Here is a 26,373-nt window from a genome sequence, read left to right as displayed (position 1 = left end):
CCGGCAACCCCGGCGCCCAGCGCCGCGATCGGAATGGGAAAAATGCATATTCTCTCTTTCAAAATGCTTCATGATGCATTGTGATATATCTTAAAAATCACCGGCGTCAATGCATGCGATATATCTTTATGCATCTTATGATAGAGACACCCTCCCGAAACGCAGGGGAATCGGGGTTATCACCTCATCGCATAAGCATTATGCAGAATGTGATTGTTCTTGCGATCGATTGTCGTTAGCAGCCCTGCCCAACATGGATCAGGGGATCGCGATAATGCGTCATATCGAAATTCGTCACTCTGCAATCGCGCTGGCGGCGCTGACCATCGCCCTCGCATCGCCAGCCATGGCGCAGCAGGCCGAGGCCGACGCTGACACCAAGAGCAGCGAATCGATCGTCGTCACTGCCGCCCGCTCGATCCTGCCGCCCAATGCGCTGCCGCTGACGATCGACCTGATCGACAAGCAGATGCTGGACCAGCAGATCGCGATCTCCGGCTCGGTCACCGATGCCATCTCCACCCTCACCCCCAGCTTCTCGCCGACCCGCGGCAAACTGTCGGGCGCAGGCGAAACGCTGCGCGGCCGCTCGCCGCTCTACGCCATCAACGGCATCCCGCAATCGACCCCGCTGCGCGACGGCAGCCGCGACGGCTTCACCATCGACGGCTTCTTCATCGACCGGGTGGAACTCATCTATGGCTCCAACGCGCTGCAGGGCATTGGCGGCACTGGCGGCATCGTCAACCAGGTGACGGTCGGCGCGCCCAAGGAAGAAGGCATCAGCGGTCGGGTGCTGCTGCAGGGTTCGGCGAGCGACGATTTCGACGGCGACGGCTTCGGCGGCAAGGCGGCCGGGCTGGTCCAGTATAAGGCCGGCGCTTTCGATGCCACGGTCGGCGCCTCCTATGAAAAGCGCGGCGCCTTCTACGACGCGCGCAACCGCCGCATCGGCATCAACATGACCCAGGGCGAGACCCAGGCATCGCAGACCACCGACATCTTCGCGCGGCTGGGCTATGCCGTGGGCGATACCGGCCGGCTGGACCTGATCCTCAATCGCTATGAGCTGAAGGGCGATGGCGATTATGTCCCGCTCCCCGGCAGCCGCGCCAACGGCCTCCCCACCACCGCAGTCAAGGGCGACGCCCCCGGCACGCCGGGATCGAACCGCACCGAAAGCGCGTCCCTCTCCTACACCGACAGCGATGTCGCCGGAGGCAACCTCGTCACCCAGCTTTTCTTCAACCGCAGCCGCGACATTTTCGGCGGCGAATTCGCCGCGATCCCGACCTTCCAGGATCCCGCCATCGCGACGCCCGGCACCCTGTTCGACCAGTCGCAGAACCGGTCGCGCAAGATCGGCGGCAAGATCAGCTATGAACGCGCCCTGCCCGGCTTCGAGGCGCTGACCACCACGGTTGGCCTCGACGTCCTGTTCGACAAGACGGAACAGCGACTGATGGTCACCGGCCGCACCTGGGTGCCGCCCAGCGACTTCCGTTCCATCGCCCCCTTCGCCCAGGCCAATCTCAAGATCGCCGACGGGCTGTTTCGCGTGGCGGGCGGCGTGCGCTGGGAAAATGTGCAGGTGAAGATCGACGATTTCCACACCCTGGCATCGACCACCTATGACGGGAAGAATGTAGCGACCTATGGCGGCGTCGATGTCGCGGGCGGCAAGCCCAAATTCTCCGACGCGCTGCTGAACGGCGGCCTCATCTTCGAGCCGATCGATGGCATTCGTGCCTATGCCAGCTATGCCGAGGGCTTCACCATGCCCGATGTCGGCCGCGTCACCCGGTCGATCCGCGTCGCGGGCGTCGACCTCGACGATTATCTCGACATCAGCCCGATCGTCTCCAACAACCGCGAGATCGGGCTGGAGGTGAAGCGCGGCCCGATCGACGCCAGCGCCACCTATTTCTGGTCGTCCAGCGACAAGGGCCAGATATTGATCGCGCAGGGCGACGGCATCTTCACCGTGCAGCGCCAGCGGGTCGAGATCGAAGGGCTGGAGATCAACCTCGGCGTGCAGACGCCGCTGCCGGGCCTCAAGCTCTCCACCGGCTATGCCCATCTCAAGGGCCGCTATGACAGCGACAGCGTCAATCCCGACGGCATCGTCGATACCGATCTGGACGGCACCAACATCTCGCCCGATCGCCTGAACGTCGCCGCCGACTATCGCCATGGCGCCATCTCGGCGCGGCTGCAGACCCAATATTATCTGTCGCGCAATTTCCATGGCAAGGCGAACCCGGACCGGCGCAACAATTTCGGCGGCTATGCGGTCACCGACGCCTATCTCCGCTATGACACCGCATCACTGGGCGGCGTCTATCTCAGCGTCCAGAATCTGTTCGATAAATTCTATATCGACTATAATAGCGACACGCGCCTGCCCAACGACAATCTGGCCTTCTTCGCCGGTCGCGGGCGGCTCTTCACCCTGGGCTGGGATTATCGTTTCTGATGATAAGCGGGCGGGCCACGGCCCGCCCGTTCAGGCCATCAGAGCGACGCGAAATCGATCGGCGCGTGCCGGTCGAGCGCGCGGCTCTGGTCCTCCAGCGGATATTTGAGGCCGCTGGCGCAATTGAACAGCACCGCCCGCTCGTCGCGGCCGATCAGCCCCTCGTCCAGCGCTCGGCTGTAGGCCGCCAGCGTCGCCCCGCCCTCGGGACATAGCAGCAGCCCGTCGTCGCGCGCCACGTCGCGCACGGCCGCCGCGATCGCCGCATCCGACACCGCCAGCGCCGCGCCGCCGCTTTCCCGCACCGCGCGCAGGATCAGGAAATCGCCCACCGCCTTGGGCACGCGAATGCCCATGGCGATGGTCTGGGCATCCTCCCAGCGCTCGGCAAATTCCACGCCCTGCTCGAACGCACGGACCATCGGCGCGCAGCCTTCGGCCTGCACCGCGAACATCTTGGGTCGCTTGGAGCCGATGAAACCGATCTTCTCCAGTTCGTCGAACGCCTTCCACATGCCGATCAGGCCGGTGCCGCCGCCGGTCGGGTAGAAGATCGCATCCGGCAATTCCCAGCCAAGCTGCTCGGCCAGTTCCAGCCCCATCGTTTTCTTGCCCTCGATCCGATAGGGCTCCTTGAGCGTCGAGAAATCGAACCAGCCGCGTTCCTTGACGCCCTGGCCGACGATGGCGCCGCAATCGTCGATATAGCCGTTGACGCGATAGACCCGCGCGCCCTGCGCCGCGATCTCGCGCACATTCACTTCGGGCGTATCGGCCGGGCAGAAGATCACCGATTCCATGCCGGCGACCGCGGCATAGGCGGCCAGCGCCGCGCCGGCATTGCCATTGGTCGGCATCGCCACCTGGGTCACGCCCAGTTCCTTGGCCATGGACACGGCCATGACTAGGCCCCGCGCCTTGAAAGAGGCCGTCGGCAACCGCCCCTCATCCTTGGCGAGCAGTTGCGCCCCGCCCAGCCGCTTTGCCGTGCGCGGCAGCGGAATGAGCGGCGTCGCATTCTCGCCCAGGCTCACGATGTTGCTGGTCTGCCGCACCGGCAGCAATTCGCGCCAGCGCCACAGGTCCATCGGCCGGCTGCTGAGCGCCTCCTTGGTCAGCGTGGCCCGCACGCCGTCCAGATCATAGCGCACCAGCAGCGGCTTGCCCGCCGCCGACAGCCCATGCAGCCGATCCGCCTCATAACGCTCGCCGGTCAGCGAACATTCGAGATGGGTGACAAAGGTCGGACGGTCGGTGGTGAGGTTGAGGTCGTGCAGCAAAAGGGCCTCCGTTCGGGCAAGGATTCGGTGCGTTCGCGGCCCCACGGGGGACCCTGACCGATCCAGCCCGAACGGGGCGGATATTTGTCAGTCCGGCTTCTTCGCCACGCTGACCATGGCGGGGCGCAGCAAGCGGTCCTTGATGCTGTAGCCGGCCTGCATTTCCACAAGCACGGTGCCCGGCTCGGCGTCCGCCGACGGCAGTTCCATCACCGCCTGATGCTTGTTCGGGTCGAGCGGCTGGCCGACCGATTCGATCTTGGTGATGCCGTTGCGGCCGAACACCGCCTCCAGCTCGCGGCCGGTGGCTTCCAGGCCCGTCACCAGCCCCTTGAACTTGTCGTCCTCGCGCAGATCGGCGGGGATGGCGGCCAGCGCCCGGCCCAGATTGTCGGCCACTGACAGCATGTCGCGGGCGAAGCTGGTCGCGGCATAGGCGCGCGCGTCGGCGAGCTCCTTCTCCAGCCGGCGCCGCACATTCTGCGTATCGGCATGGGCATAGAGAATGTCCTGCTTGGCCGTTTCCAGCTCGGCTTCCAGCGCTGCGATACGCTCGGCATTGGCGTTTTCAGGGGCGTCCACGGGGGTCTCCTGCTCGGGCAGCTGGTCCAGGGTTTCGGTATTTTCGATAGTCTGCTTGTCTTCGCTCATCTCATCAATCTCGACAGCGTCTGTGCGGTGAAATCCACCATGGGGATCACTCGGGCATAGTTCAAGCGCGTGGGGCCGATCACGCCGACCACGCCGACGACCCGGCCGTCCCCGCCGCGATAGGGGGCGGCTATGACCGATGAACCCGAAAGGGAAAAGAGCTTGTTTTCCGAACCGATGAAGATTTTGGTCGCGCTGCCGGCCAGCGCGCTCTCCAGCAGGCGCGAAATCTCCTGCTTGCCCTCCAGTTGCTCCAGCAATTGCCGCACCCGGTCGAGGTCGGCGGCGGTGCCATCGTCGATCAGATGCGCCTGCCCGCGCACGATCAGCACGGGGCGGTCATCGGCGTCATGGCTCCAGATCGCAATGCCGCGCGTCACCAGCTCGCGCGCCGCGCCCTCCAGCGTGGAGCGCTCCTGCTCCATCTCGCGGGCCAGCAGGTCGCCGGCCTGGCGCAGGGTCAGCCCGCCAAAGCGCGCCGACATGAAATTGGCCGCCTCGTTCAGCATCGAGGGCGTCACCCCGCGCGGCAGGTCGAGCACGCGATTCTCGATCGATCCGTCCTGCCCGACCAGCACGGCCAGCGCCTGCCGGTCATTCAAGGGCACGAAGCCGAACTGGCGCAGCACCGGCTCGCGCCGGGGCACCATGACGATGCCGGCACAGGCGGAAAGGCCCGACAGCGTCGCCGTCGCCGCCGACAGCGCCTCCTCGATCGGCCCGCCCTCGGCCAGCCCCACTTCAGCCAGCCCCGCCTCGATCGCGCGGCGCTCCTCGACCGATGGCTCGGCCGCCTGCATCATCCCGTCGACGAACAGCCGCAGCCCGGTCTCGGTCGGCATCCGCCCGGCAGAGGTATGCGGCGCGGCGAGCAGACCCAGTTCCTCCAGATCCTGCATCACATTGCGGATCGAGGCAGCCGAGAGGCTCAGCCCCATCTTGCTGATCGTGCGCGACCCCACCGGCAATCCGGTGCCCAGATAGCTATCCACCACCATGCGAAACACGTCGCGGGCGCGGTCATTCAGTTCGGCGATGGAGGCAGTGGCGGCCATGGCGATGATGTAGGCGGCTTTGGGGTCGGGCTCAACGGGGGAGATTGGATGGAGACGGAATGATCAGGTTCCGCTGGTCAGGCGACAACAGCGGCCGATTTTTCCTCCAGAAATGAAGATGGATCAGACCGAAAATAGCTGACTTTCAGCGCCAGCCAACTACTCGCGAGTAGTTGGAATAGGCGACAGTCGAAATCGATATTTCGCCAAAGCCACGCAGATAGGAAGATCGGTAAATTTTATTGCAGGCTCTGCCGACCAGCACTAACCAAACCATGTACTCAGAGGGCAAATAAAATGACAGAAGCAGATCACGTAGCACCGATGATATTCTTCAATATTGGATGGATGACAAACTATCTAGGTGCAGTATCTGACGACCTTACGCTTGGAGGACATGGCCATTTGAAGACGAGCACCCACGGCGGCGAAGCATACAATTTTGTGCCGTTCGAAGGACGTTTTCTCGGTTATCGCCCAACCGGAGAAAAGGGCATCAATATCCGTCGACTTGGAGCGAGCCCAAAAGACGAAAGCATAAGTGGAGTCACCGTAGTATGGATGGCACGTCGCCCCAATAGCCAAGATACCGTAGTTGTAGGATGGTACCGCAATGCCACCGTCCACCGCAATGTGCAGACCGCTCCTGTCGCCCCCCACACACGTGAATGGCCTGAATACATGGTCGATGCTGCAATCGAAGATTGCAGGCTGCTCCCTGTCACCGCCCGCAATTTCCAAATTCTATCCGCTCATCGAGTGGATGGTGGCTTTGGGCAGTCCCCCACCTACTATGACGCACTGGACCTATATCGCACCAAGGTCGCAGCATACATCGACAACGTGGACGACAATGTCAGCTTAGCAAAACGCAAAGGTAGGCAAGGCGGCCCTCGCAACACGAATCCTGCACTTCGGCGACAAGTCGAAGAAACCGCGATCAAACATGCGACAACCTATTACGAGTCGGAAGAAGGTGGTGCATGGGAGGTAGAATCGGTCGAAGCACATGCGCGCGGCTGGGACCTCGAATGCCGACGCGATGATAAGGTTCTCTACGTTGAGGTTAAAGGGTGCAGCGGGAATGCGGTAAGAGCCGAGCTTACACCGAATGAATGGTCCAAGATGAACGATTTAAATTATCGTTCAACCTACGTTCTATATGTTGTGACCGACTGCCTGAGCGATGCCCCTCTTGCATCCATATTCCAATATGAAACCAAGCATGGTTGGCAGACGATGGATGGCAGAAGCTTGAAAATTGAAGAGCGGATGGCTGCCCGAGTTTCGTGTTGAGAATGACACTCCGGGCAGAGCTGCGATGCACGTGAGGCGGCCGGAGGCATTTGCTGCCTCTTTAGGGACATTGGTTCAACAGCGCCACGAGTATCAATCGAAACGAACTGCAGCTTTCGGGGAGGCCTCAGCGGAGGACGGAGGCAAACTCCCCCCTGTCCTACGCGCCGCACTTCTGATCTACCCTGTGCGATGGAACCGACCGCCTTCATCCGCCTTCCCACGCGCCAAACTGTCGCGCCGCTGTCGCTATCTTGTCGCCTCACTGTCGCGTCAGAGGCGCGCGACTGCCGCGTCGGCGTGACCCAAATGTCGCGCCGGTGTCGCTTCGCTGGCGCATCACAGGCGCAATATACCGGAATCGACGCAAATTGGCCCCTGCGACACTGTGAACTTTCAACTGTCGCGTCGCGGGGCGGCGGTTCAGCTGGCCGGCTTGGGCTTCAGCATCGGTTCGATGCCCAGCGTCCTGGGGATGGTGCCGATCGTCGTGCGGAGTTTCGCATAGCGGCTGTCCATGCAGCCCGACTGGAAATCGAGCCGGGTCGGTTTTGCCCCCTTGCCCCCACCCTTCCCGTCACCGCGCGTCCATTCGATCGTGTAGCTCGGCATGTCGGTGGCGAAGCGGGTGCAATTTTCGCCCTGGGCGATGCGCTTTGCCGTGCCGGTCGCCGGCCTCCACGGGGCAAGGCCGGTGCGCAGCTGGCGATATTGCGCGGCGCTGACGGTGAAGCGGGTCGGACCGGGGACAGAGGTGAAGCGCTCGGGCTCCAGCAGGCCCGAGCCATCGGGCGTCACCGTGAGCGTATAGGCGGGACAGGCGCCAAAGCAGCGGCCGGCGGTAAAGCGGATCGTGTCGCCGGCGGCCGTCGGCGGCTCCAGCTCCACCTTCTCCCGGTCGGTCACGCATCCCGCCAGTGCCAACAGCGCAACCGGCCCCATCATCATCGCTCTCTTCATGGCGCCCCTCTTATCGCAACTTTTGGCGCTTGGCACTGGCATGCAGCGCAGCCGAGCGCTAAGGCCCGCCACCTGACCGCTTCGGAGTAGAATATTATGCGTCCTTCCGGCCGCGCGCCCGACCAGATGCGCGACATCACCATGGAACCCGGCTTCACCATCCATGCCGAGGGCTCGTGCCTCGTCAGTTTCGGTGACACCCGCGTGCTCTGCACCGCCTCGATCGAGGAAAAGGTGCCCCCCTTCCTGCGTGGCAAGGGTTCGGGCTGGGTCACGGCCGAATATGGCATGCTTCCGCGCGCCACCCACACCCGCGGCAGCCGCGAGGCGGCCAAGGGCAAGCAGTCGGGCCGCACCCAGGAAATCCAGCGCCTGATCGGCCGCTCGCTGCGCACCGTCGTCGATTTGAAGAAGCTTGGCGAGCGCCAGATCGTGATCGACTGCGACGTGATCCAGGCCGATGGCGGCACCCGCACCGCCGCTATCTCGGGCAGCTGGGTTGCGCTGCGCATCGCGGTGGACAAGCTGCTGCAGTCGGGCGCGCTCAGCGAAGACCCGATCATCCAGAAGGTCGCGGCGATCAGCTGCGGCATCTATGAAGGCACGCCGGTGCTCGACCTCGACTATGCCGAGGACAGCAATGCCGAGACCGACGCCAACCTGATCCTGACCGGCGACGGCAAGTTCGCCGAAGTGCAGGCCACGGCCGAGGGTGCGGCCTATGACGAGGAAGAGCTGCTCCGCCTGCTCCGCCTCGCCCGCATCGGCTGCGCCAATATCTTCGCCGCGCAGGATGTGGCGACGGGTCGCTAAGCCAATCCCGTCACCCCGGGCTTGACCCGGGGTCCCGCTTTCCCTTGACTGCGCGAAAGCTGACAAGAAAGCGGGATCCCGGCTCGGGGGCCGGGATGACCATATGGAATAAGGGTAGAGCCAGATGAGCGACGATTTTGGACAGGAACAGGCGATCCGCAAGCTGAAGCCCGGCAAGCTGGTGATCGCCAGCCACAATGCCGGCAAGGTGCGGGAAATCGCTGCCCTGCTCGGCCCCTATGGGATCGAGCCGATCTCCGCCGCGTCGCTCGACCTGCCCGAACCGGAGGAGACCGGCACCACCTTCATCGCCAATGCCGAGCTGAAGGCGATGCAGGCCGCCGACCTCTCTGGCCTGCCGGCGCTGGCCGACGACAGTGGCCTCTGCGTCGAGGCGCTGAACGGCGATCCGGGGCTCTTCTCCGCCCGCTGGGCCGGGCCGGACAAGGATTTTGGCATGGCGATGCAGAAGGTGTGGGATGGGGTCCAAGCCAAGGGGCCGGACGCCGGCCATGGCGCCCATTTCATCTGCGCTCTCGCCCTCGCCTGGCCCGACGGCCATGTCGAGGCGTTCGAGGGCCGGGTCGACGGCCTGCTGGTCTGGCCGCCGCGCGGGGCAAATGGCTTTGGCTATGACGCGATGTTCCAGCCCTTGGGCCACGACATCAGCTTCGGCGAGATGGACCCGGACGCCAAGCACGCCATGAGCCACCGCGCCGACGCCTTCGCCCAGTTGGTCAAGGCAGTGATCTGAACCAGATGGGGGCAGTCCCGACCGCCCCTATTCCTCGCCGCCCGCCAGCACCGGCGCCGCATCCAGCGGCCCCATGCCGAACATGTTGCCGGCGGGATAATAGCGGCAGACGAGATAGTCGAAGCTGCGCCCCTCGGCCAGCGCGCAACCGACCGATCGGGTGCCGCGCCAGATGATCTGGGTATAATGGGCGACATCCTGCCAGCGGCCGGTGGTGCTGAAATTGGGCATCTTGCCCGCCCGGCGGAAATAGCGCCGTTCATTGAGGAACGCGCCGACCATCACCTCATAATCATAGAGGCCGCGACTTCCCATCCACAGATTTTCGCCACTCGGCACCGCGCGGGTCGCGCGCGGGCTGTGGGCGAAGATATTGGTCCGCGCCATCTGCCGCGCATAGCGCGCCGCATCCGCCGCCAGCGTCCGGTCCCAGGCAAGCGGGGTCAGGCCCCAGCGGCTGCGCTCGTCATTATGCATGCCCAGGACCACGTCCTGCAGCAGCCCATCGTCGCGATCGGCCTCTTCCATGCCATATTGTTCGGCCGGGCCGGGCGCGCGCCGCTCCGGCGCTGCCTGCCCCTTGCCACCGAAAATCCCCAGCATCATGGCGGCCGTCGCAACGGCCAGCCCCCATTTCCACCCGCGCATCGTCTTCGTTCTTTCGACCCGATAACCCGCGCCTCTCCCCCGGCCATGCCGGTTCGGAACGCGATGCTGCGGCTAAACGCCCGATCGTGTGAAGCAGGGATGAATAGTCCGGCACAGGCGATCACCTGTCCGCGTCACTCCGACGAAACGGGTCGCAGCTTCGCCGAATCGATATGCCAGCGCCGCTGCGCCGCCGATGCCCCGTCGACATCATTGACGCGCCGCACGACATAGGTGCCGGCAAAATGCTGGCGCGTGCCATCCGCCAGTTCCGCGTCGATCGTCACCGGCACCGGCTGATAGACGGAGCCGGCGCCCGCATCGCCCGGCGTCATCCGGCCGATCGTCACATGGGTCGCCCGAGTGGCGGCAAAGCCGGCCTGGAATTTTTCCATCGTCTGCCCTGCCGGCCCATCTTCGCCCCACTGGCTCCAGGCGGTGCCATAGTCGCGCGCGTTGATCGCCGCATAATAACGCTGCACCACGGCCGCCGCGGCTGCCATGGTCATGGGTTCGGGCGTGCATCCCGCCATCGGCTCGCCCTGGCCGTCGAACAGGGCGCAACTGCGCGCAATCTCATCCTCGATCATCGCACAGCTATTGGCGGCATTGCAGGGCGGATGAGTGGCGGGCGACACGCTGATGCACCGCTTCACGCGGCGCTCGGCCGCTGCGGCGCCGATCTCGGCGGTGCAGGACAGGGGCGACAGGTCGGCCTGGCTGGATCGGGGGGCCGGTGCCTTGTCTAGCTGGGCGGCGGTGGTGGAGGTATTTTCGGGCGCGGTAGGCGCAGCACCCTGATTATCGGGCGTCGGGGACGGTGAACCGCACGCGGCCAGAGCCAGCAGCGCGATCGTCATGCTGATACAGGCCCATGGCCTTGCTCTTGAAACGGGCTGCATTTTTCCTCCCCCCTTTTGCCGACTGCGCTTCAAGGCATAATCGACAGAGAGGAAAAATGATCCGCCTGGGATAAGGTCTTCAGCCCTGCCAGCCGCCAAAGTCGCGGTCGAACGGGCTCATGCCATAGACATTGCCGGCCGGATAATAGCGGCAGACCAGATAATCATATTGGGCGCCCTCGCCCAGCGCGCAGCCAACCCGACGGGTGCCGCGCCAGATCATCTGGGTATAGTGGCCGACATCTTCCCAATTGCCGGTCGTGCTGACATCGGGGAAGCGGGCCTTGAACACGAAGGCGCGGCGTTCGTCCATGAAGGCGTCGAGCATGGCGGTATAGCCATAGGCCCGGTGCGTCCCCATCCACAGGTTTTCGCCGATTTCCTCGTCGCGCTCACCGCCGTGCGAATGGCGGAACTGGTTGGTATGCACCATCTGGCGCGCATAGCCGGCCGCATCGGCGGCCAGGCGATCGTCCCAGGCCAGCGCGGGCACGCCCAGCGACTGGCGCTCGCGATTATGCACGTCCATCACCACCTGGCGCAGCATCGCGTCGGAACGCGGCGCCGGCTGGATATTATAATAATTCCACACGTCGCGATTGACCGAAGCCGATGCCGGTGCGACCGCCCCTGCGATCATCCCGCCGAAAAGCATCAGTGCAGCCGCTAGCGGGCCGCGCTGAACGCGTCTAAAGATATGTCCACTCATGTCACCCGAAGTCCTTCTCGCCCCACCGGCTTTCACCGAGGCTCTTGGCCTATATGTTCATTGGCCATTTTGTGTTTCGAAGTGTCCTTACTGCGATTTTAACAGTCATGTGCGCGACCGGATCGACGCCGATGCGTGGCAGGCTGCGCTGCTCGCCGACCTTGCCCATGAGGCGGAAAAAACCGGCCGGCGACCGCTCCGTTCGATCTTCTTTGGCGGTGGCACGCCGTCGCTGATGCCGCCCCGCATCGCCGCTTCGCTGATCGAGGCGGCGGAAAGACATTGGGGCTTTTCCAACGACATAGAGATCACGCTTGAGGCCAACCCGAACTCGGTGGAAGCCGCACGTTTCGGCGATCTGGCGGCCGCCGGGATCAACCGCGTGTCGCTCGGCCTGCAGGCGCTCGACAATGAGGCGCTGGCCTTCCTGGGACGCGCCCATGACGTCGATGAGGGGCTGGGCGCACTCGACACGGCTCGTCGCATTTTTGACCGGGTGAGCTTCGATCTCATCTACGCGCGCCCCGGCCAGAGCGAATCGGACTGGGAAGCGGAGCTGGCACGCGCCCTCTCCTTCGGCACCGGTCATCTGTCGCTCTATCAGTTAACGATCGAGCCGGGCACGCGCTTCGCCACGCTCGCCGCGCAGGGCAAGCTGACACCGGTCGACCCGGATCATGGTGCCACCCTCTATGAGCTGACCCAGGCGATGACGGCGGAGGCCGGCATCCCTTCCTACGAGATCAGCAACCATGCCCGGCCGGGGCAGGAAAGCCGCCACAACCTCATCTACTGGCGCTATGGCGACTATGTCGGCATAGGCCCCGGCGCCCATGGCCGCCGCGGTGGCATGGCGACATTGCGCCACAAGAAGCCGGAAAACTGGATGGGCGCGGTCGATCGCAGCGGCAACGGCCTGCAACAGGAAGTGCCGCTGCAGGCCGAGGACAAGGCGCGCGAGGCGCTGCTGATGGGATTGCGTCTGGGCGAAGGGGTCGATCTGGCGCGGATCGCCGGCCTCTCGGGCCTGCCGATCGACGCGCTGGTGGATGATCGGGCGGTCGACCGGATGAATGATCTGGGGCTGGTCTGGCGAACCGGCAACCGGCTTCAGGTCAGCCCGGCGGGCATGTTGCTGCTCGACGCCATCCTGCCCGAAGTGGTGGCGGTCTAAAAGCCTCAGTCCGGATTGCGATCGAGGTCGGCCAGTTCCTGGTCGATGTCGCGCAATGCCTCGGCCCGATCGCTTTCCGGCATGCGGCTGGCGGCGATCTGGGCACGGGCGGCGGTCAGCCCGGCGCGCGCGGCATTGCGCCCCGCCCGTTCGGCATTGCGGGACATGCGCTCGGCATCGCGGGCGTTCAGCATGGCGATCCGCTCCGCCTTGCGGGCCTGCGCTTCGATCGCCCGCTCGCAGATGCGCACCCGGATGTTGCGGCGGCCATTGGCATCGACAAATTCGCGATGGCTGGTGACCTTGTCGCCCTCGCAGCCTTCGCGCACGTCGACCACCGGCACCATGCGGGCAATCTCCGCCTCGGTCGGGATGCGATGGGTTTCGACCCGGCCATTGGCATGGGTGACGATCACCCGTCCCGGCTCGCTGCGCACCGTCACCGGCGGCACGGGCGGGACCGGCGGAACCGGGGGCACGATGTCGGTGGCCGGAACCGGCGGCACGGGCGCCGCAGGCGGCACGCGATCGGCATGGGCGACCGGCGCAGGCGCTGCCGCCGGCATGGGCGCGGCGGCGGGGACCGGCGCGGCCTGCGGCAGGGCCTCCCGCGCCGATACGGGCTGCGACACCAGGTTGGTCAGCTTGGCGAAATCGGCCTGATCGACCTTGTCGGTGATCGCCGCCATCTGCTGCGCGGCGCGGCTGCCCGATGCGGTGAGGGCCAGGCCCGTGGCAACGACCATGGCGACGGCGGCCATGCCCCAGCTGATGCGCTTCAGCGATGTTTCATGGCTCGAAAGCATTTTCAGCCTCCCCTTGAGCGTGGTGATACGGGTGAGATGGCAGGCGCCGGCAAATTGGCGACCACCGGCGGCCTTCAATATGGCGCGGCCATAGGCATGGGCCTGATCCTGGCCGTAGAGCGAGAGGACGCGCGCGTCGCAGGCGGTTTCCTGATCGGCGCGATAGGCGCGATAGGCGATCCAGGCGACCGGATTGCACCAGTGCAGCGCCAGCAGCAGCAGCGCGACCATGTTGGCGGCCAGATCGCCGCGCTCATGATGGGCGCGTTCATGAGCGATCGCCATATCCTGCTCCTGCGCGTCATAGCGCAGCCCGAAATCGGCCGGCAGGACAATATAGGGCCGGAAAATACCGAAGGCGAGCGGCCCCGATGCCTGCGGACTGGTGATCAGGCGGATCCGCCCTTCCTCGCCCAGCGGCGTCGATCCGGCCAATATGTCGCGGCGAAACCGGGCATAGCCTATCGCCTGCACGACCAGGAACAGGACGACGCCCAGCGCCCACAGGCCGATCGCCATTTCCAGCCAGGGGATGCTTGTCGCGGCGGCCTGGGGCGCGGGCGAAGGCGCAATCTCCAGCAGCGCCGGCAGGCCAGCCTGGTCCACGACATTATGCAGCGGCGAAGGCGCGGCAACCTCGCGCGGCAAGGTCGGCAACAGCATGCGGGCCAGCGGCAGCAGCCACAGCCAATAGGCCGCCCCTGCCCCCAGCCAGCGCGCCACCGGGCGTCGCAACATCATCACCATCGCCATCAGCAGGGTCGTGGCGATCAGCGTTTCGGCCATCCAGACGCTCATGATTTCAACCCCTTCAGGATTTCCTCAAGCTCCGCGATATCATCCGCGCTCAACTGGTCCTGGCTCGCCAGCTGGGCGACCAGGGGAGAGATGCGGCCGCCGAACAGGCGATTGACCAGCCGGCCGGACTCGCTCGCCACATAATCCTCGCGCGCCACCAGCGGGCGATAGAGGAAGCGGCGGCCATCCTGGTCGGCGGCGATCACCTCCTTGGCCATCAGCCGCGACAGCAAGGTCTTGACCGTCTGCAGGCTCCAGTCGCGTTCGGCGGTGACGCGATCGGCGACGTCATTGGCGGTTGCCGGCGCCTGTTCCCACAGCGCTTCCATCACCACCAGTTCCGCTTCGCTGATCTTCTCGCTCACTGCCTGATCCCGACCCTGTTCCGACTCTCCAACTACATATGTAGTCGCATCGATTACGAATGTAGTCAATCAGGAAAGCGGCTCGGCCCAAATGGCTTTTCGACGAAAGTGTCGGCCAACCTTACAAACGACAGCGGACGACTGGCGGCGTTAACCCTTGAACCATGCACGAACGCGTGGCTTTCCACTTCTGGCACGCCGGATGCTTCTCTTCCCACATACCCACCGTTCAACTACCCGGGGGATGCCGGCACGGTCTCCGCAGGCATCCCCCACCCGGTGGCCGTTCCCGAAGCTTTCACAGACCTTATCGCCAGCCAGGCTTGCAGCACATTGAACCGGCCCTGGCCGGCCTCATATGCCCGCACTGCAGACAAGAAAAAGGGCGGCCCGACCAGCGGACCGCCCCATGATCTTTTGCCCTGAGCCGGCGATCAGTTCGCCGCAGCGACGCCGTTGTCGGTCATCAGCTGCTGAAGCTCACCGGCCTCATACATTTCCATCATGATGTCGCTACCGCCGACAAATTCGCCCTTCACATAAAGCTGGGGAATGGTCGGCCAGTCGGAGAAGGTCTTGATGCCCTGGCGGACGGCCTGGTCCTGCAGCACGTCGACCGTCTCGTAATTCACGCCCAGATGCTCCAGGATCGCGATCGCGCGGCTGGAAAAGCCGCACTGGGGGAAGAGCGGCGTGCCCTTCATGAAGAGCACCACGTCATTACCGTTGACGATGTCGGCGATCCGCTGCTGCACGGCGTCGGTCATTTCACTGGGTCCAATTCTCTTGTCTGGCGTCGCCGCGCGGCGGACGCATATGTCGCTATGGCGGTTAGTTGGGAACGGCGGTGGTCAGTTGCAAGGCGTGAAGCACCCCGCCCATGCGTCCGCCCAACGCCGCATAGACGGCGCGCTGCTGCGCCACCCGGCTCATGCCCCGAAAGCTTTCGGACACGACCTTCGCCGCATAATGATCGCCGTCGCCGGCCAGGTCGGTAATCTCGACCTGCGCATCCGGGATCGCGGTCTTGATCATCTCGGCAATATCGTCTGCTGCCATCGGCATGGCGATACCTGCCTTACTGCGCTTCGATGAACATGCGGCGGGCGATCACCGCCTGCTCGTCGAGCGCGGTGCGCACGCCCGCTTCGTCGATGTCGAGGCCGGCCTGGGTCATGTCGCCCAGCAGCTTGCGGATGACATCCTCGTCGCCCGCTTCCTCGAAATCGGCCTGCACGACGGCCTTGGCATAGGCGTCGGTTTCCTCAGGCGTCAGGCCCATCTTCGCGGCCGCCCATTCGCCCAGCAGGCGGTTGCGGCGCGCCTGGATGCGGAACTGCATCTCCTGGTCGTGCGCGAACATATTTTCAAATGCGCGCTCGCGGTCGTCGAAAGTGGTCATGCGTGAAGCCCTGTTGAAATGCGTCTGTCGCGTTCAGAGATAGGCGGAACCGCGCCTTTAGGCAACGGCCGGCACCAGCCAGGGGCGCAAAGCCGCATCCTTCGCCTCGAACGCGTCGATCACATCCGCCTCGTCCAGGGTCAGGCCGATCTCGTCGAGGCCGCCCAGCAGGCAATGCTTGCGGAACGGATCGATCTCGAAGCTGAAGCGATCCTGATATTGGGTGGTGACGCTCTGCTGCTCCAGATCGACATGGATCGGGTCGGTCTTGGCGACCTCCATCAGCCGGTCGATCGCCTCCTGCGGCAGCACCACGGTCAATATGCCGTTCTTGAACGCATTGCCCGAGAAGATGTCGGAAAAGCTCGGCGCGATCACCACCTTAATGCCCAGGTCGCCAAGCGCCCAGGCGGCATGTTCACGGCTGGAGCCGCAACCGAAATTGTCGCCCGCGATCAGGATCGGGCTGCCGGCATATTCGGGATCGTCAAAGACATTGCCCGGTTCCTTGCGCAGCACCTCGAACGCGCCCTTGCCAAGGCCGGCGCGCGAAATCGTCTTGAGCCAATGCGCCGGGATGACGATGTCGGTGTCGACATTCTTCATCCCGAACGGATAGGCCCGGCCGTCAACGGTAGTCAGCTTGTCCATCAGTGCGCCCGCTTCGCCTCCACCGCGGGACCGTCCTCGGCGCGGCCCAGCGTCGCGGCCATCGCCGCACTGGCCAGCGCACCCAGCGCCAGCACCCAGAATACCTTCTTCATGCGACCATCCCCTCTTTTTCACCCATCAATGCACGCACATCGGTCAACCGCCCGGTCAGCGCGGCGGCCGCCGCCATTTCCGGCGAGACCAGATGCGTGCGCGATCCCGGACCCTGGCGGCCCATGAAATTGCGGTTGCTGGTCGATGCGCAGCGTTCACCAGCCGGCACCTTGTCCGGATTCATGCCCAGGCACGCCGAACAGCCCGGCTCGCGCCATTCGAAACCGGCGTCGAGGAAGATGCGGTCCAGCCCCTCGGCCTCGGCCATGCGCTTGACCAGGCCCGATCCCGGCACCACCATCGCATGCTTGATGCCGGCGGCGATATGCCGCCCCTTCAGCAGGCCGGCGGCGGCGCGCAGATCCTCGATCCGGCTGTTGGTGCAGCTGCCGATGAAGACATGCTCGATCGCGACATCTTCCATCTTCTGCCCGGCGATGAGGCCCATATAGTCGAGCGACTTCTGCGCGGCGGCGCGCTTCGACGCATCGGCGAAGCTTTCCGGATCGGGCACCACGCCGGTCACCGGCACGACATCCTCGGGGCTGGTGCCCCAGGTGACGTTGGGGACGATGTCGGCCGCGTCGATCACGACGGTCTTGTCGAACACCGCGCCTTCATCCGTGTGCAGCGTCTTCCACCAGGCCACGGCCGCATCCCAGTCGGCACCCTTGGGCGCCATCGGGCGGCCCTCGATATAGGCGAAGGTCTTTTCGTCCGGCGCGAACAGGCCGGACCGGGCGCCCGCCTCGATCGACATGTTGGCGACGGTCAGGCGGCCCTCGATCGACATGTCGCGGAACACCGACCCGCGATATTCCATGACATAGCCGGTGCCGCCGGCGGTGCCGATCGTGCCACAGATTGCCAGCGCCACATCCTTGGGGGTGACGCCATAGCCCAGCGCGCCCTCGACCACGACCTGCATGGTCTTGGACTGTTTCAGCAACAGCGTCTGGGTCGCCAGCACATGCTCGACCTCGGACGTGCCGATGCCGAAGGCCAGCGCGCCCAGCGCGCCGTGCGAGCTGGTATGGCTGTCGCCGCAGACCAGAGTGGTGCCCGGCAGGGTGAAGCCCTGTTCCGGGCCGACGACATGGACGATGCCCTGTTCCGGGTCGGCGTCGCCGATCAGGCGCACGCCGAATTCCGGCGCGTTGCGTTCCAGCGCGGCAAGCTGCTGCGCGCTTTCCGGGTCGGCGATCGGGATGCGATGGCCGTCGGCGTCGCGGCGCGGCGTGGTCGGCAGATTATGGTCGGGCACCGCCAGGGTGAGGTCGGGCCGGCGCACCTTGCGCCCGGCAAGGCGTAGGCCTTCAAACGCCTGCGGGCTCGTCACTTCATGCACGAGGTGACGATCGATGTAGATCAGGCAGGTTCCATCGGGACGCCGTTCAACGACATGCGCGTCCCAGATCTTCTCATAGAGGGTGCGTGGCTTAACCATGGTCCCCTCCCCCTAGACCCGTAAGGCGCCAGGGGAAAGGGGGAGAAACAGGCCTTGCGATGGAAAATGTGCGCTTTTCGCAAGGCTGAAGCAATAATGTTACGCCGCGCGATAATCCTCGACCACGCGGCCGACCGCCGTCAGTTCCGCCTCATGGCCCTCCTCGCGCCAGGTCTCGGCCAGCGCCGCCTGTTCCCATTCGCGCATCGCGGGATGGGCCAGCATGGTCTCGACCCAGCCGCGCGCGATCGGCCCGACATCCAGGCCATAGCTGCGCACCCGGAACGCGACCGGCGCATAGAAGGCGTCGAGCGCGCTGAAATCGGCGCCGGCCAGATAGGGCCCGCCAAAGCGCGCCAGCCCCTGCTCCCACAATTCGCGCAACCGGGCGATATCCTTGTTCAGCGCCGGCTCGATCAGGTTCAGCTCCACCCGCACCCCGACATTCATCGTGCAGGTCGACCGCAGCGCGGAAAAGCCGCTGTGCATTTCCGCCACCGCGCATTGGGCAAAGGTGCGCGCATCGGCATCGGCGGGCCAGACGCCCGCATGCCGGTCGGCCAGATAGAGGAGGATGCCGAGCGAATCCCACACGGTCCGGTCGCCATCGATCAGCGCGGGCACCTGCCCCGTCGGCGAAAAGCTGCGAAAGGCGCTGTAATTGACCGGCGCGGCAAAGGGCTCGATCCGATCGACGAAATCGATCGCCAGCCCCTTCATCAGCAGCCAGGGCCGCAGCGACCAGCTCGAATAATTCCGGTTGGCGGTGATGAGCGTATAGGCCATCGATCAATCTCCCCTATGCGTGGTGCGCGTCCCCTTAGCGCAACGGGGAACCGCCCGACAGGCGGAACGATCCACGGGTCTGACAAGCTCAGCTTATCAGGCAGGATTAAGAAGCTCGGCATGCCCCTGACGAGCGAGTGGGAAGCGGACTGGTTGCTTACCCTCTCCCGTTCGCGGGAGAGGGAGGGCCCCGCGCCATAGGCGTGGAAGGGTGAGGCTCTTCTGGAACAAGCGCCCCTCATCCAACTTCGCCTGGCCGGCTTTGCCGGCAAGGCTTCCTATCCTTCTCCCGCCAGCGGGAGAAGGAATGAGCGCTTCTGATCGGTTGCGGCTGGGTGGCTTTCGCACCCTGATTTCGATCTGCTGGGCAATACGAACGGGTAGATCAGGGGACGGCCATTTTTATGCCGTCATCCCCGCGGAGGCGGGGACCCATCTCACCAGCGTGGGACCAGATGCAAGGTCAGGAGATGGATTCCCGCCTACGCGGGAATGACGAATAAGGGTGGGAAGCGGATGGTCAGCTAACGGAAAAGTTGGTCCGAAATCAGCCATCTTGATATGCTGGAAAACCTCGGGAACGAGGTTGTCGGACACATTCTCGATCCGCCAGTGGTGCTCGGACACTCGATGCCTTCACGTCACGCTTCCACGTTAATCTGAGGGCAATATTTCGGATCGATATCCTCCTTCGAATGCGGAGGTATTATGAAGTTATTTTTGTATTTAAGCGCTGCGCTGGCGATACTTTCTGCATGTAGCTCGACGAGCGCGGCAAATCCCGACCCTAAAAACCCGGCGCATTGCGTAGCGGCGTTTCACTATGGGCGAGAATTGATGCTCACTGGCGATAATCCTGACTACAAGGTCGCCATCGGAATGACCGGGCGTGCGCTATTTGAAATGAAGCGCCTACCGTCGTCAGGATTGACGACATCAAAAGAAATTGGTGCTGACCTTCTGAAGAAATACGAAATAATACTGATGTCATGCAAAAGCTGCTGTTAGATTGTCGCGCAAACCAAAATGCTGACCCTTCCTTTCAGGCCGCAGACAAAAGCGGGGCGATTATGGCAGCCGCACGGAAGATAGACCCTATCTGCAAAGACGATCGGGCTTGCTTGGCCGGAAAGAAATATTGAGCGCCGATCACTTTTCACCATATTGCTAAAAAATCATCCGCTTTGTCACAGGGGGAGCCGCTCGTCAGGTCGCGGACAATCCACGCAATTCATTGACGGTCGGAGAACAGGTATTTTCAGCGGCGTCGGCTTTGGAGTGCGGCAAAGAGCAAGTTCGATGACCGGTTTTGGTCGCTTCCAGACCGACAGCTATCCCTCCCTCCCGCCGCAGCTCTTTCCTACACAGGGCTTTTTCTGTTCTATCCTGTTGGATGAACCAGCCTCTTCCTCCTCCGCTCGCCGCGCCGGCCCGGCGCCCTCGCCGCCAATGGACGCCCGATCGTCAGCGCCGCTTCCTCGCCGCGCTGCTCGAAACCGGCAATATCAGCCATGCCGCGCAGATGGTCGGCATGTCCCGCTCCAGCGCGCACCGGCTGCGCGATCGGCTCGCGGGCACCGGCTTCGACCGCTGCTGGGCCAATGCGCTGGCGCTCCACGCCGCCCGCCTGACCGATCCGCTCGCGCCGATCCGCCGACATAAGGGGCCGATCGGTCGGTAAATGTCGCCCGGCTGTCGCCTGACTGTCGCGTCGCTGTCGCTTCGGCGTGACCCCAGTGTCGCTTCAGTGTCGCTCCACTGTCGCTTCACGGGCGCGCGACAGGCGCGTTGTCGCCAAAATCGCCCCGAAATCACGACGCATGACGGTGTGAACTTTCAACTGTCGCGTCATTTCCCCCTCGCCCCTAGAGCGATTTCCAAGCAATCGGCATCGATTGCTGATTAAGAAATCGCGGTAAAACAAATAATAGCCAAGCCCTTGCAGGCGCGGCACTAAGGCGACCCCGGCGGGCGGGCGACCGTTCGCGCCAGGGCCATAACAGGGAGCATTTCGTGAACCGACGCCAATTCCTCACCACCAGCGGCGCCACGGCGCTGGCCGCATCCGCCCCGCGCGCCTTTGCGCAGCCGGGATCGCAGGATGCCCGCCTGCGCGCCATGCTGGACGGCTTCTTCTATGAGCGGCTGGACGACAGCCCGGAACAGGCGACCCGCCTTGGCCTCGACACCGGTGCCCGCGCGGCGCTGCGCGGCAAGCTCAGCGACACGAGCGCCGCCGGCGCGGCGCGCGACCTCGCCCGGACCAAGACGCAAGCCAAGCAACTGGCGGGCCTGGACCGTGCGGCGCTCAGCCCGGCCAGCCAGCTCGACTATGATGTCGTCGCCTATCAGCTCGACCGCGCCGTGGGTGGCGAGCGTTTCGCCTATGGCGAGACGGCGGGCCGCTATGCGCCCTATATCCTGAGCCAGCTGACCGGCTCCTATCGCGAGACGCCCGATTTCCTCGACAGCCAGCACCGGGTGAAGGACGCAGCCGATGCCGACGCCTATCTGGCGCGTCTGGAAGCCTTCCCCGTCAGCATGGACGGCGAACTGGAGCGGCAGAAGGCGGATGCGGCCAAGGGCGTGTTCGCGCCCGACTATATCCTCGACACGACGATGAAGATGCAGGCGGCGCTGCGCGACCAGCCTGCAGCGCAGACCGTGCTGGTGGCGAGCTTTGCCAAGAAGCTGGCCGCCGCCGGCCTGTCGCCGGAGCGCGTCGCGCAAGCCGAGAAGATCGTCGCGGAGAAGGTCTTCCCCGCCGTCGATCGCCAGCGCGCGCTGGTGCAGCAGCTGCGCACCAAGGCGGTGCATGATGCCGGCTGCTGGCGCCTGCCCGATGGCGAGGCCTTCTACGCCGCCGCCGCCGAGGCTGCGACCACGACCCGGCTGACCGGCGACGAGATCCACCAGATGGGCCTCGACCAGGTCGCCAGCATCTCGTCGCGGATCGACGCGATCCTGAAGGGCGAAGGGATGAGCCAGGGCACAGTCGGCGACCGTCTGGTCGCGCTCAACCAGCGCCCCGACCAGCTCTACCCCAATACCGATCCGGGCCGCGAGGCGCTGCTGGCGCAACTCAACAGCCAGATCAAGGCGATGCAGGCGCGGCTGGGCGAGGCGTTCAACACCGTGCCCAAGGCGCCGGTCGAGGTGCGCCGCGTGCCAGTGACAATCCAGGCGGGCGCGCCGGGCGGCTATTATCAGAATGCCTCGCTCGACGGGTCGCGGCCGGCCATCTATTTCATCAATCTGCGCGACACGTTCGACCGGCCGAAATTCGGCCTCGCCACGCTGACCCATCATGAAGCGGTACCGGGTCACCATCTACAGGTGACGGTGGCGCTGGAATCGGATTCGATCCCGATGATCCGCCGTCGCGGCTTCTACAGCGGCTATTCCGAAGGCTGGGCGCTCTATTCCGAACAGCTGGCCGACGAGATGGGCATGTACAAGGGCGATCCGCTGGGCCAGGTCGGCTACCTCCAGTCGCTGCTGTTCCGCGCCACCCGGCTGGTGGTCGACAGCGGCATGCATGCCAAGCGCTGGAGCCGAGAAAAGGCGACCGATTACCTCATCGCCACCACCGGCATCGCGCGCGGCCGCAGCCAGGGCGAGATCGACCGCTACACCGTCTGGCCGGGCCAGGCGTGCAGCTACAAGATCGGCCACACCGTGTGGAACGACCTGCGCGAGCAAGTGAAGACGGCGCAGGGGAAAAAGTTCGACCTCAAGCAGTTCCATGAAGTGCTGACGCTGGGCGCGATGCCGCTCGACATATTGAAGCAGGCGGTGCGCCAGCGGGCGGGGATCGCTTAAACGCCTCCCCTTTGGGGCAGACAAAAAAACGGCCCGGTGGTGCGCCACCGGGCCGTCGAGGGTCCTTCCACCCAAATCGCGAAGGGAGTGTCGATGTCCCCGCGAACTGGCTGTCTTCACGGCCCCGGCCGCGAAACTCCAATCTTCCATGCTTGTTACGCTTGCGGAACCCATCTTCCCGACAAGCATCGGGATATCGCCGGGAAGATGGGGCGCGTGCGGTATTTAAGCCGCGAATTGATTCATTGTGTTATGGGCGCCGCCGGCCTTGAGCGCGGCTTCGCCGGCGAAATATTCCTTATGGTCGTCGCCAATGTCGGAGCCGGCCATATTCTGGTGCTTCACGCAGGCGATGCCCTGGCGGATTTCCTGCCGCTGCACGCCCTTGACGTAGCCCAGCATGCCGGCCTCGCCGAAATATTCCCTGGCGAGATTGTCGGTGCTGAGCGCCGCCGTGTGATAGGTCGGCAGGGTGATGAGGTGGTGGAAGATGCCCGCCTCGCGCGCCGCATCCTTCTGGAAGGTGCGGATGCGTTCGTCCGCCTCGATGCCGAGGTCGGTGGCATCATAATCCGCGCTCATGAGCCTCGCCCGGTCATAGGCGCTGACATCCTTGCCCGCCGCTTCCCAGGCGTCGAACACCTGCTGACGGAAGTTCAGCGTCCAGTTGAAGCTGGGCGAGTTGTTATAAACCAGCTTGGCATTGGGGATCACCTCGCGGATGCGGCTGACCATGCCGCCGATCTGGCCGATATGCGGCTTTTCGGTTTCGATCCACAGCAGGTCGGCGCCGTTCTGGAGCGCGGTGATGCAGTCGAGGACACAGCGATCCTCGCCGGTACCGGCGCGGAACTGGTACAGGTTCGACGGCAGGCGCTTGGGCTTCAGCAATTGCCCGTCGCGGCTGATGAGAACATCGCCATGGCCGATCGCGGTTGCATCGACGGCGTCGCAGTCGAGGAAGCCATTATAGAGGTCGCCAATGTCGCCCGCTTCGCGGGTGAAGGCGATCTGCTTGGTGAGGCCCGCGCCCAGCGAGTCCGTGCGCGCGACGATCACGCCATCGTCGATCCCGAGTTCCAGGAAGGCATAGCGGACCGCCCGGATCTTCGCGAGGAAATCCTCATGCGGGACCGTGACCTTGCCGTCCTGATGGCCGCACTGTTTTTCGTCCGAGACCTGATTCTCGATCTGGATGCAGCAGGCGCCAGCCTCGATGAACTTCTTGGCGAGCAGATAGGTCGCCTCGGCATTGCCGAAGCCGGCGTCGATGTCGGCGACGATCGGGACGATATGGGTTTCGTAATTGTCGATCTGCTGCTGCAACTTCGCGGCGCGGACCTCGTCGCCTTCCGCGCGAGCCTTGTCGAGATCGCGGAACAGGCCGCCCAGCTCGCGGGCGTCGGCCTGGCGCAGGAAGGTGTAGAGCTCCTCGATCAGCGCGGGGACGCTGGTCTTTTCATGCATCGACTGGTCGGGCAGCGGGCCGAACTCGCTGCGCAGCGCCGCGACCATCCAGCCCGAAAGATAGAGGTAGCGGCCCTTGGTGGTGCCGAAATGCTTCTTGATGGAGATCATCTTCTGCTGGCCGATGAAGCCGTGCCAGCAGCCCAGCGACTGGGTGTAGTTGGCCGGATCGGCATCATAGACGGCCATGTCGGCGCGCATGATCTTGGCGGTGTAACGGGCGATGTCGAGGCCGCTCTGGAACCGGTTCTGCAGGCGCATCCGGGCGACGGATTCGGGCGCGATGCCGTCCCAATGGCCTTGGCCACCGATCAGCGTGTCGGCCTTCGCGATTTCACTTTGATAGGTCATGTCGTCATTCCCTCGGGGTGAGCTGCAAGAAAGAATGACAGCGAAGTAGACACAGGAAACGGGGTGCGGCACCCCTGCCAAAGTCCAGTTGTCGATCTTTACAAAAATCTGCTGTAAAGTTGTAAAGAGCGCACAGGAGTCGGTGTCATGGCCAAGGATCGTCCCGTCTATATGGGGCCGCGATTGCGGCGGCTGCGGCGCGAGCTGGGCCTGACCCAGGCGGACATGGCCAATGATCTGGAGATCAGCGCCTCCTATGTCGCGCTGCTGGAGCGCAACCAGCGGCCACTGACGGCCGACATGCTGCTGCGCCTCGCCCGCACCTACAAGCTGGACATGGCCGAAGTGGCGGGCGACGGCGGCGCGGAACAGACGGCGCGGCTGCAGGCGGTGCTGAAGGATCCGATGTTCGCCGATATCGACCTGCCGCAACTGGCGACCGGCGATGTCGCGGTCAATTATCCGGGCATTACAGAGGCTTTGCTGCGGCTCTATACCAGCTATCGCGAGGAGCATCTGGCGCTGGCGGACCGGGGGGCGGAGGCGGAGCCGCAGGAGGATGGCGCCGATCCGGTGGCGGAGGCGCGGCGCTTCATCGCCGCGCGGCGCAACAGCTTCCCGCTGCTCGACGATGCGGCCGAGAAGCTGGCGGCGGAAGCGGAGGCCGAGGGTGGCTTGTCGGGCTGGCTCAAAGCGCGGCACAATTTACGGGTGCGGCGATTGCCGTCGGACGTAATGGCGGGATCGATGCGGCGGCTCGACCGGCATCGCGACGCAGTGCTGCTGGACGATGCGCTGGACGGCGCCAGCTCGGCCTTTCAACTGGCGTTGCAGATCGCCTATCTGGAGATGCGCAAGGGCTTCGATACGCTACTGAAGGACGGACAGTTCGCCAGCGAGAGCGGGCGGCGGCTCGCCCGGCGGGCGCTGGCCGGCTATGGCGCGGCGGCGATCCTGATGCCCTATACCGCCTTCGCCAAGGCGGTGGAGGCCAGGCGCTATGATGTCGAGGCGCTGGCTCGGCAGTTCGGCGTCAGCTTCGAGCAGGCGGCGCATCGGTTGACGACGTTGCAAAAGCCGGGGCAGGAGCGCGTGCCCTTCTTCTTCCTGCGGGTCGATCCGGCCGGCAATGTCTCCAAGCGGCTGGATGGCGCCGGCTTCCCCTTTGCCCGCCATGGCGGTTCCTGCCCGCTCTGGTCGGTGCATCGCGTGTTCGAAACGCCGCGCGAGGTGGTGACGCAATGGCTGGAACTGCCCGACGGCCAGCGTTTCTTCTCGATCGCGCGCACCGTCACCGCCGGCGGCGGCAGTTGGGGCGCGGCCAAGGTGGAGCGGGCGATCGCGCTGTGCTGCGCGGCCGACCATGCCCATCGGCTGGTCTATAGCCAGGATGCGCCGCCCCCCACGCCGACGCCGATCGGCGTTACCTGTCGCCTGTGCCACCGCAGCCAGTGCATGGCCCGGTCCGCCCCGCCGATCGGCCGCGACATGCTGCCCGACGATTATCGGCGGACGCGGGCGCCGTTCGGCTTTGCCGATGGTTAGGCAGATGAGGCGCTTACCTGTCTCCGTTCGTTTCGAGCTTGTCGAGAAACAAAGCGGAACGGCTAGGTCGGCGCTTGCCGCTTCTCGACAGGCTCGAAGCG

General features: G+C 64.5%; 25 protein-coding genes. 9 read left to right on the top strand and 16 right to left on the bottom strand.

Features of this window, described 5'->3' with window-relative positions; translation table 11 throughout:
* The first annotated feature begins 274 nt into the window (after positions 1-274).
* Entirely contained in the window at positions 275-2,476 is a 2,202-nt protein-coding gene (locus ACI6S0_RS01535) for a TonB-dependent receptor (RefSeq protein ID WP_434404695.1), read from the top strand.
* A gap of 38 nt (positions 2,477-2,514) precedes the next feature.
* Here the strand turns inward: ACI6S0_RS01535 and ACI6S0_RS01530 are convergent, their stop codons facing one another.
* From ACI6S0_RS01530 to hrcA, 3 genes are all read right to left on the bottom strand, one after another.
* Positions 2,515-3,756, bottom strand: a complete 1,242-nt coding sequence (locus ACI6S0_RS01530; protein WP_434404694.1) for a threonine synthase — start codon at positions 3,754-3,756, stop codon at positions 2,515-2,517.
* An 87-nt stretch (positions 3,757-3,843) separates the two neighbouring features.
* A complete protein-coding gene (grpE, locus tag ACI6S0_RS01525) occupies positions 3,844-4,407 on the bottom strand; it encodes a nucleotide exchange factor GrpE (RefSeq protein WP_125997692.1) in 564 nt (187 codons plus the stop codon).
* Positions 4,404-5,462 (bottom strand): heat-inducible transcriptional repressor HrcA, encoded by a 1,059-nt coding sequence (gene hrcA, locus ACI6S0_RS01520; RefSeq protein WP_004210938.1) that lies wholly within the window; start codon positions 5,460-5,462, stop codon positions 4,404-4,406. The genes grpE and hrcA overlap by 4 nt, the downstream gene beginning before the upstream one ends.
* Before the next feature lie 297 nt (positions 5,463-5,759).
* Here hrcA and ACI6S0_RS01515 point away from each other — a divergent pair, with 297 nt between their 5' ends.
* Positions 5,760-6,758, top strand: coding sequence for a DUF3883 domain-containing protein (locus ACI6S0_RS01515; protein ID WP_434404693.1), 999 nt, complete (start codon positions 5,760-5,762; stop codon positions 6,756-6,758).
* Between the two features lie 423 nt (positions 6,759-7,181).
* Here ACI6S0_RS01515 and ACI6S0_RS01510 read toward each other — a convergent pair whose 3' ends face one another.
* The gene (locus ACI6S0_RS01510) at positions 7,182-7,718 is read right to left on the bottom strand and encodes a DUF6438 domain-containing protein (protein ID WP_434404692.1); all 537 of its coding nucleotides are present in this window, start codon (positions 7,716-7,718) and stop codon (positions 7,182-7,184) included.
* A gap of 96 nt (positions 7,719-7,814) precedes the next feature.
* On the opposite strand from ACI6S0_RS01510, the gene rph reads away from it, so the two are divergent.
* Both rph and rdgB read left to right on the top strand, forming a co-directional pair.
* A complete protein-coding gene (gene rph / locus ACI6S0_RS01505) occupies positions 7,815-8,531 on the top strand; it encodes a ribonuclease PH (RefSeq protein ID WP_434404690.1) in 717 nt (238 codons plus the stop codon).
* 124 nt (positions 8,532-8,655) lie between these two features.
* Entirely contained in the window at positions 8,656-9,285 is a 630-nt protein-coding gene (gene rdgB, locus ACI6S0_RS01500) for an RdgB/HAM1 family non-canonical purine NTP pyrophosphatase (RefSeq protein WP_037516261.1), read from the top strand.
* A 27-nt stretch (positions 9,286-9,312) separates the two neighbouring features.
* On the opposite strand, the gene ACI6S0_RS01495 is transcribed toward rdgB, so the two are convergent.
* The 3 genes from ACI6S0_RS01495 to ACI6S0_RS01485 all read right to left on the bottom strand — a co-directional run bounded on the left by ACI6S0_RS01495 (position 9,313) and on the right by ACI6S0_RS01485 (position 11,490).
* A complete protein-coding gene (locus tag ACI6S0_RS01495) occupies positions 9,313-9,933 on the bottom strand; it encodes a CAP domain-containing protein (RefSeq protein ID WP_099233072.1) in 621 nt (206 codons plus the stop codon).
* 134 nt (positions 9,934-10,067) lie between these two features.
* Positions 10,068-10,793 carry a hypothetical protein gene (locus tag ACI6S0_RS01490; RefSeq protein WP_434404689.1) on the bottom strand — a complete coding sequence of 242 codons (726 nt, stop codon included), beginning with the start codon at positions 10,791-10,793 and terminating at the stop codon, positions 10,068-10,070.
* Positions 10,794-10,914: 121 nt separating this feature from the next.
* A complete protein-coding gene (locus ACI6S0_RS01485) occupies positions 10,915-11,490 on the bottom strand; it encodes a CAP domain-containing protein (protein WP_010337592.1) in 576 nt (191 codons plus the stop codon).
* 52 nt (positions 11,491-11,542) lie between these two features.
* On the opposite strand from ACI6S0_RS01485, the gene hemW reads away from it, so the two are divergent.
* Positions 11,543-12,718, top strand: coding sequence for a radical SAM family heme chaperone HemW (gene hemW, locus ACI6S0_RS01480; protein ID WP_434404688.1), 1,176 nt, complete (start codon positions 11,543-11,545; stop codon positions 12,716-12,718).
* A 5-nt stretch (positions 12,719-12,723) separates the two neighbouring features.
* On the opposite strand, the gene ACI6S0_RS01475 is transcribed toward hemW, so the two are convergent.
* From ACI6S0_RS01475 to ACI6S0_RS01440, 8 genes are all read right to left on the bottom strand, one after another.
* The gene (locus tag ACI6S0_RS01475; RefSeq protein ID WP_434404687.1) at positions 12,724-14,322 is read right to left on the bottom strand and encodes a M56 family metallopeptidase; all 1,599 of its coding nucleotides are present in this window, start codon (positions 14,320-14,322) and stop codon (positions 12,724-12,726) included.
* Entirely contained in the window at positions 14,319-14,687 is a 369-nt protein-coding gene (locus ACI6S0_RS01470; RefSeq protein WP_004210924.1) for a BlaI/MecI/CopY family transcriptional regulator, read from the bottom strand. Before ACI6S0_RS01470 ends, ACI6S0_RS01475 begins: the two co-directional genes overlap by 4 nt.
* A gap of 434 nt (positions 14,688-15,121) precedes the next feature.
* A complete protein-coding gene (gene grxD, locus ACI6S0_RS01465) occupies positions 15,122-15,454 on the bottom strand; it encodes a Grx4 family monothiol glutaredoxin (protein WP_004210908.1) in 333 nt (110 codons plus the stop codon).
* Between the two features lie 64 nt (positions 15,455-15,518).
* Positions 15,519-15,752 (bottom strand): BolA/IbaG family iron-sulfur metabolism protein, encoded by a 234-nt coding sequence (locus ACI6S0_RS01460; protein ID WP_004210906.1) that lies wholly within the window; start codon positions 15,750-15,752, stop codon positions 15,519-15,521.
* A gap of 13 nt (positions 15,753-15,765) precedes the next feature.
* Positions 15,766-16,089, bottom strand: a complete 324-nt coding sequence (locus ACI6S0_RS01455) for a DUF1476 domain-containing protein (protein ID WP_004210904.1) — start codon at positions 16,087-16,089, stop codon at positions 15,766-15,768.
* Between the two features lie 57 nt (positions 16,090-16,146).
* Complete coding sequence (gene leuD, locus ACI6S0_RS01450; RefSeq protein ID WP_004210902.1) at positions 16,147-16,740, bottom strand: 3-isopropylmalate dehydratase small subunit; 594 nt, start codon at positions 16,738-16,740, stop codon at positions 16,147-16,149.
* Positions 16,741-16,849: 109 nt separating this feature from the next.
* On the bottom strand, positions 16,850-18,301 hold the full coding sequence (gene leuC, locus ACI6S0_RS01445) for a 3-isopropylmalate dehydratase large subunit (protein ID WP_434404686.1): 1,452 nt from the start codon (positions 18,299-18,301) through the stop codon (positions 16,850-16,852).
* Positions 18,302-18,400: 99 nt separating this feature from the next.
* Positions 18,401-19,087, bottom strand: coding sequence for a glutathione S-transferase family protein (locus ACI6S0_RS01440; RefSeq protein WP_434404685.1), 687 nt, complete (start codon positions 19,085-19,087; stop codon positions 18,401-18,403).
* A gap of 708 nt (positions 19,088-19,795) precedes the next feature.
* On the opposite strand from ACI6S0_RS01440, the gene ACI6S0_RS01435 reads away from it, so the two are divergent.
* The 3 genes from ACI6S0_RS01435 (at position 19,796) to ACI6S0_RS01425 (ending at position 22,909) form a co-directional block, all read left to right on the top strand.
* Entirely contained in the window at positions 19,796-20,095 is a 300-nt protein-coding gene (locus ACI6S0_RS01435; RefSeq protein WP_434404684.1) for a hypothetical protein, read from the top strand.
* Positions 20,096-20,480: 385 nt separating this feature from the next.
* The gene (locus ACI6S0_RS01430; protein ID WP_434404683.1) at positions 20,481-20,768 is read left to right on the top strand and encodes a LysR family transcriptional regulator; all 288 of its coding nucleotides are present in this window, start codon (positions 20,481-20,483) and stop codon (positions 20,766-20,768) included.
* A 332-nt stretch (positions 20,769-21,100) separates the two neighbouring features.
* The gene (locus ACI6S0_RS01425) at positions 21,101-22,909 is read left to right on the top strand and encodes a DUF885 domain-containing protein (protein WP_434404682.1); all 1,809 of its coding nucleotides are present in this window, start codon (positions 21,101-21,103) and stop codon (positions 22,907-22,909) included.
* A gap of 225 nt (positions 22,910-23,134) precedes the next feature.
* Here the strand turns inward: ACI6S0_RS01425 and ACI6S0_RS01420 are convergent, their stop codons facing one another.
* Positions 23,135-24,727 carry an isocitrate lyase gene (locus tag ACI6S0_RS01420; RefSeq protein ID WP_434404681.1) on the bottom strand — a complete coding sequence of 531 codons (1,593 nt, stop codon included), beginning with the start codon at positions 24,725-24,727 and terminating at the stop codon, positions 23,135-23,137.
* Positions 24,728-24,874: 147 nt separating this feature from the next.
* Between ACI6S0_RS01420 and ACI6S0_RS01415 the strand changes: the two genes are divergently transcribed.
* Positions 24,875-26,272, top strand: a complete 1,398-nt coding sequence (locus ACI6S0_RS01415; protein ID WP_159365441.1) for a helix-turn-helix domain-containing protein — start codon at positions 24,875-24,877, stop codon at positions 26,270-26,272.
* The last annotated feature ends 101 nt before the right edge of the window (positions 26,273-26,373 follow it).

Origin of the sequence: Sphingobium sp. DN12, from assembly GCF_051058005.1 — a bacterium.
Lineage (GTDB): Bacteria > Pseudomonadota > Alphaproteobacteria > Sphingomonadales > Sphingomonadaceae > Sphingobium > Sphingobium yanoikuyae.
This window is presented reverse-complemented; position numbering and strand designations above follow the sequence as displayed.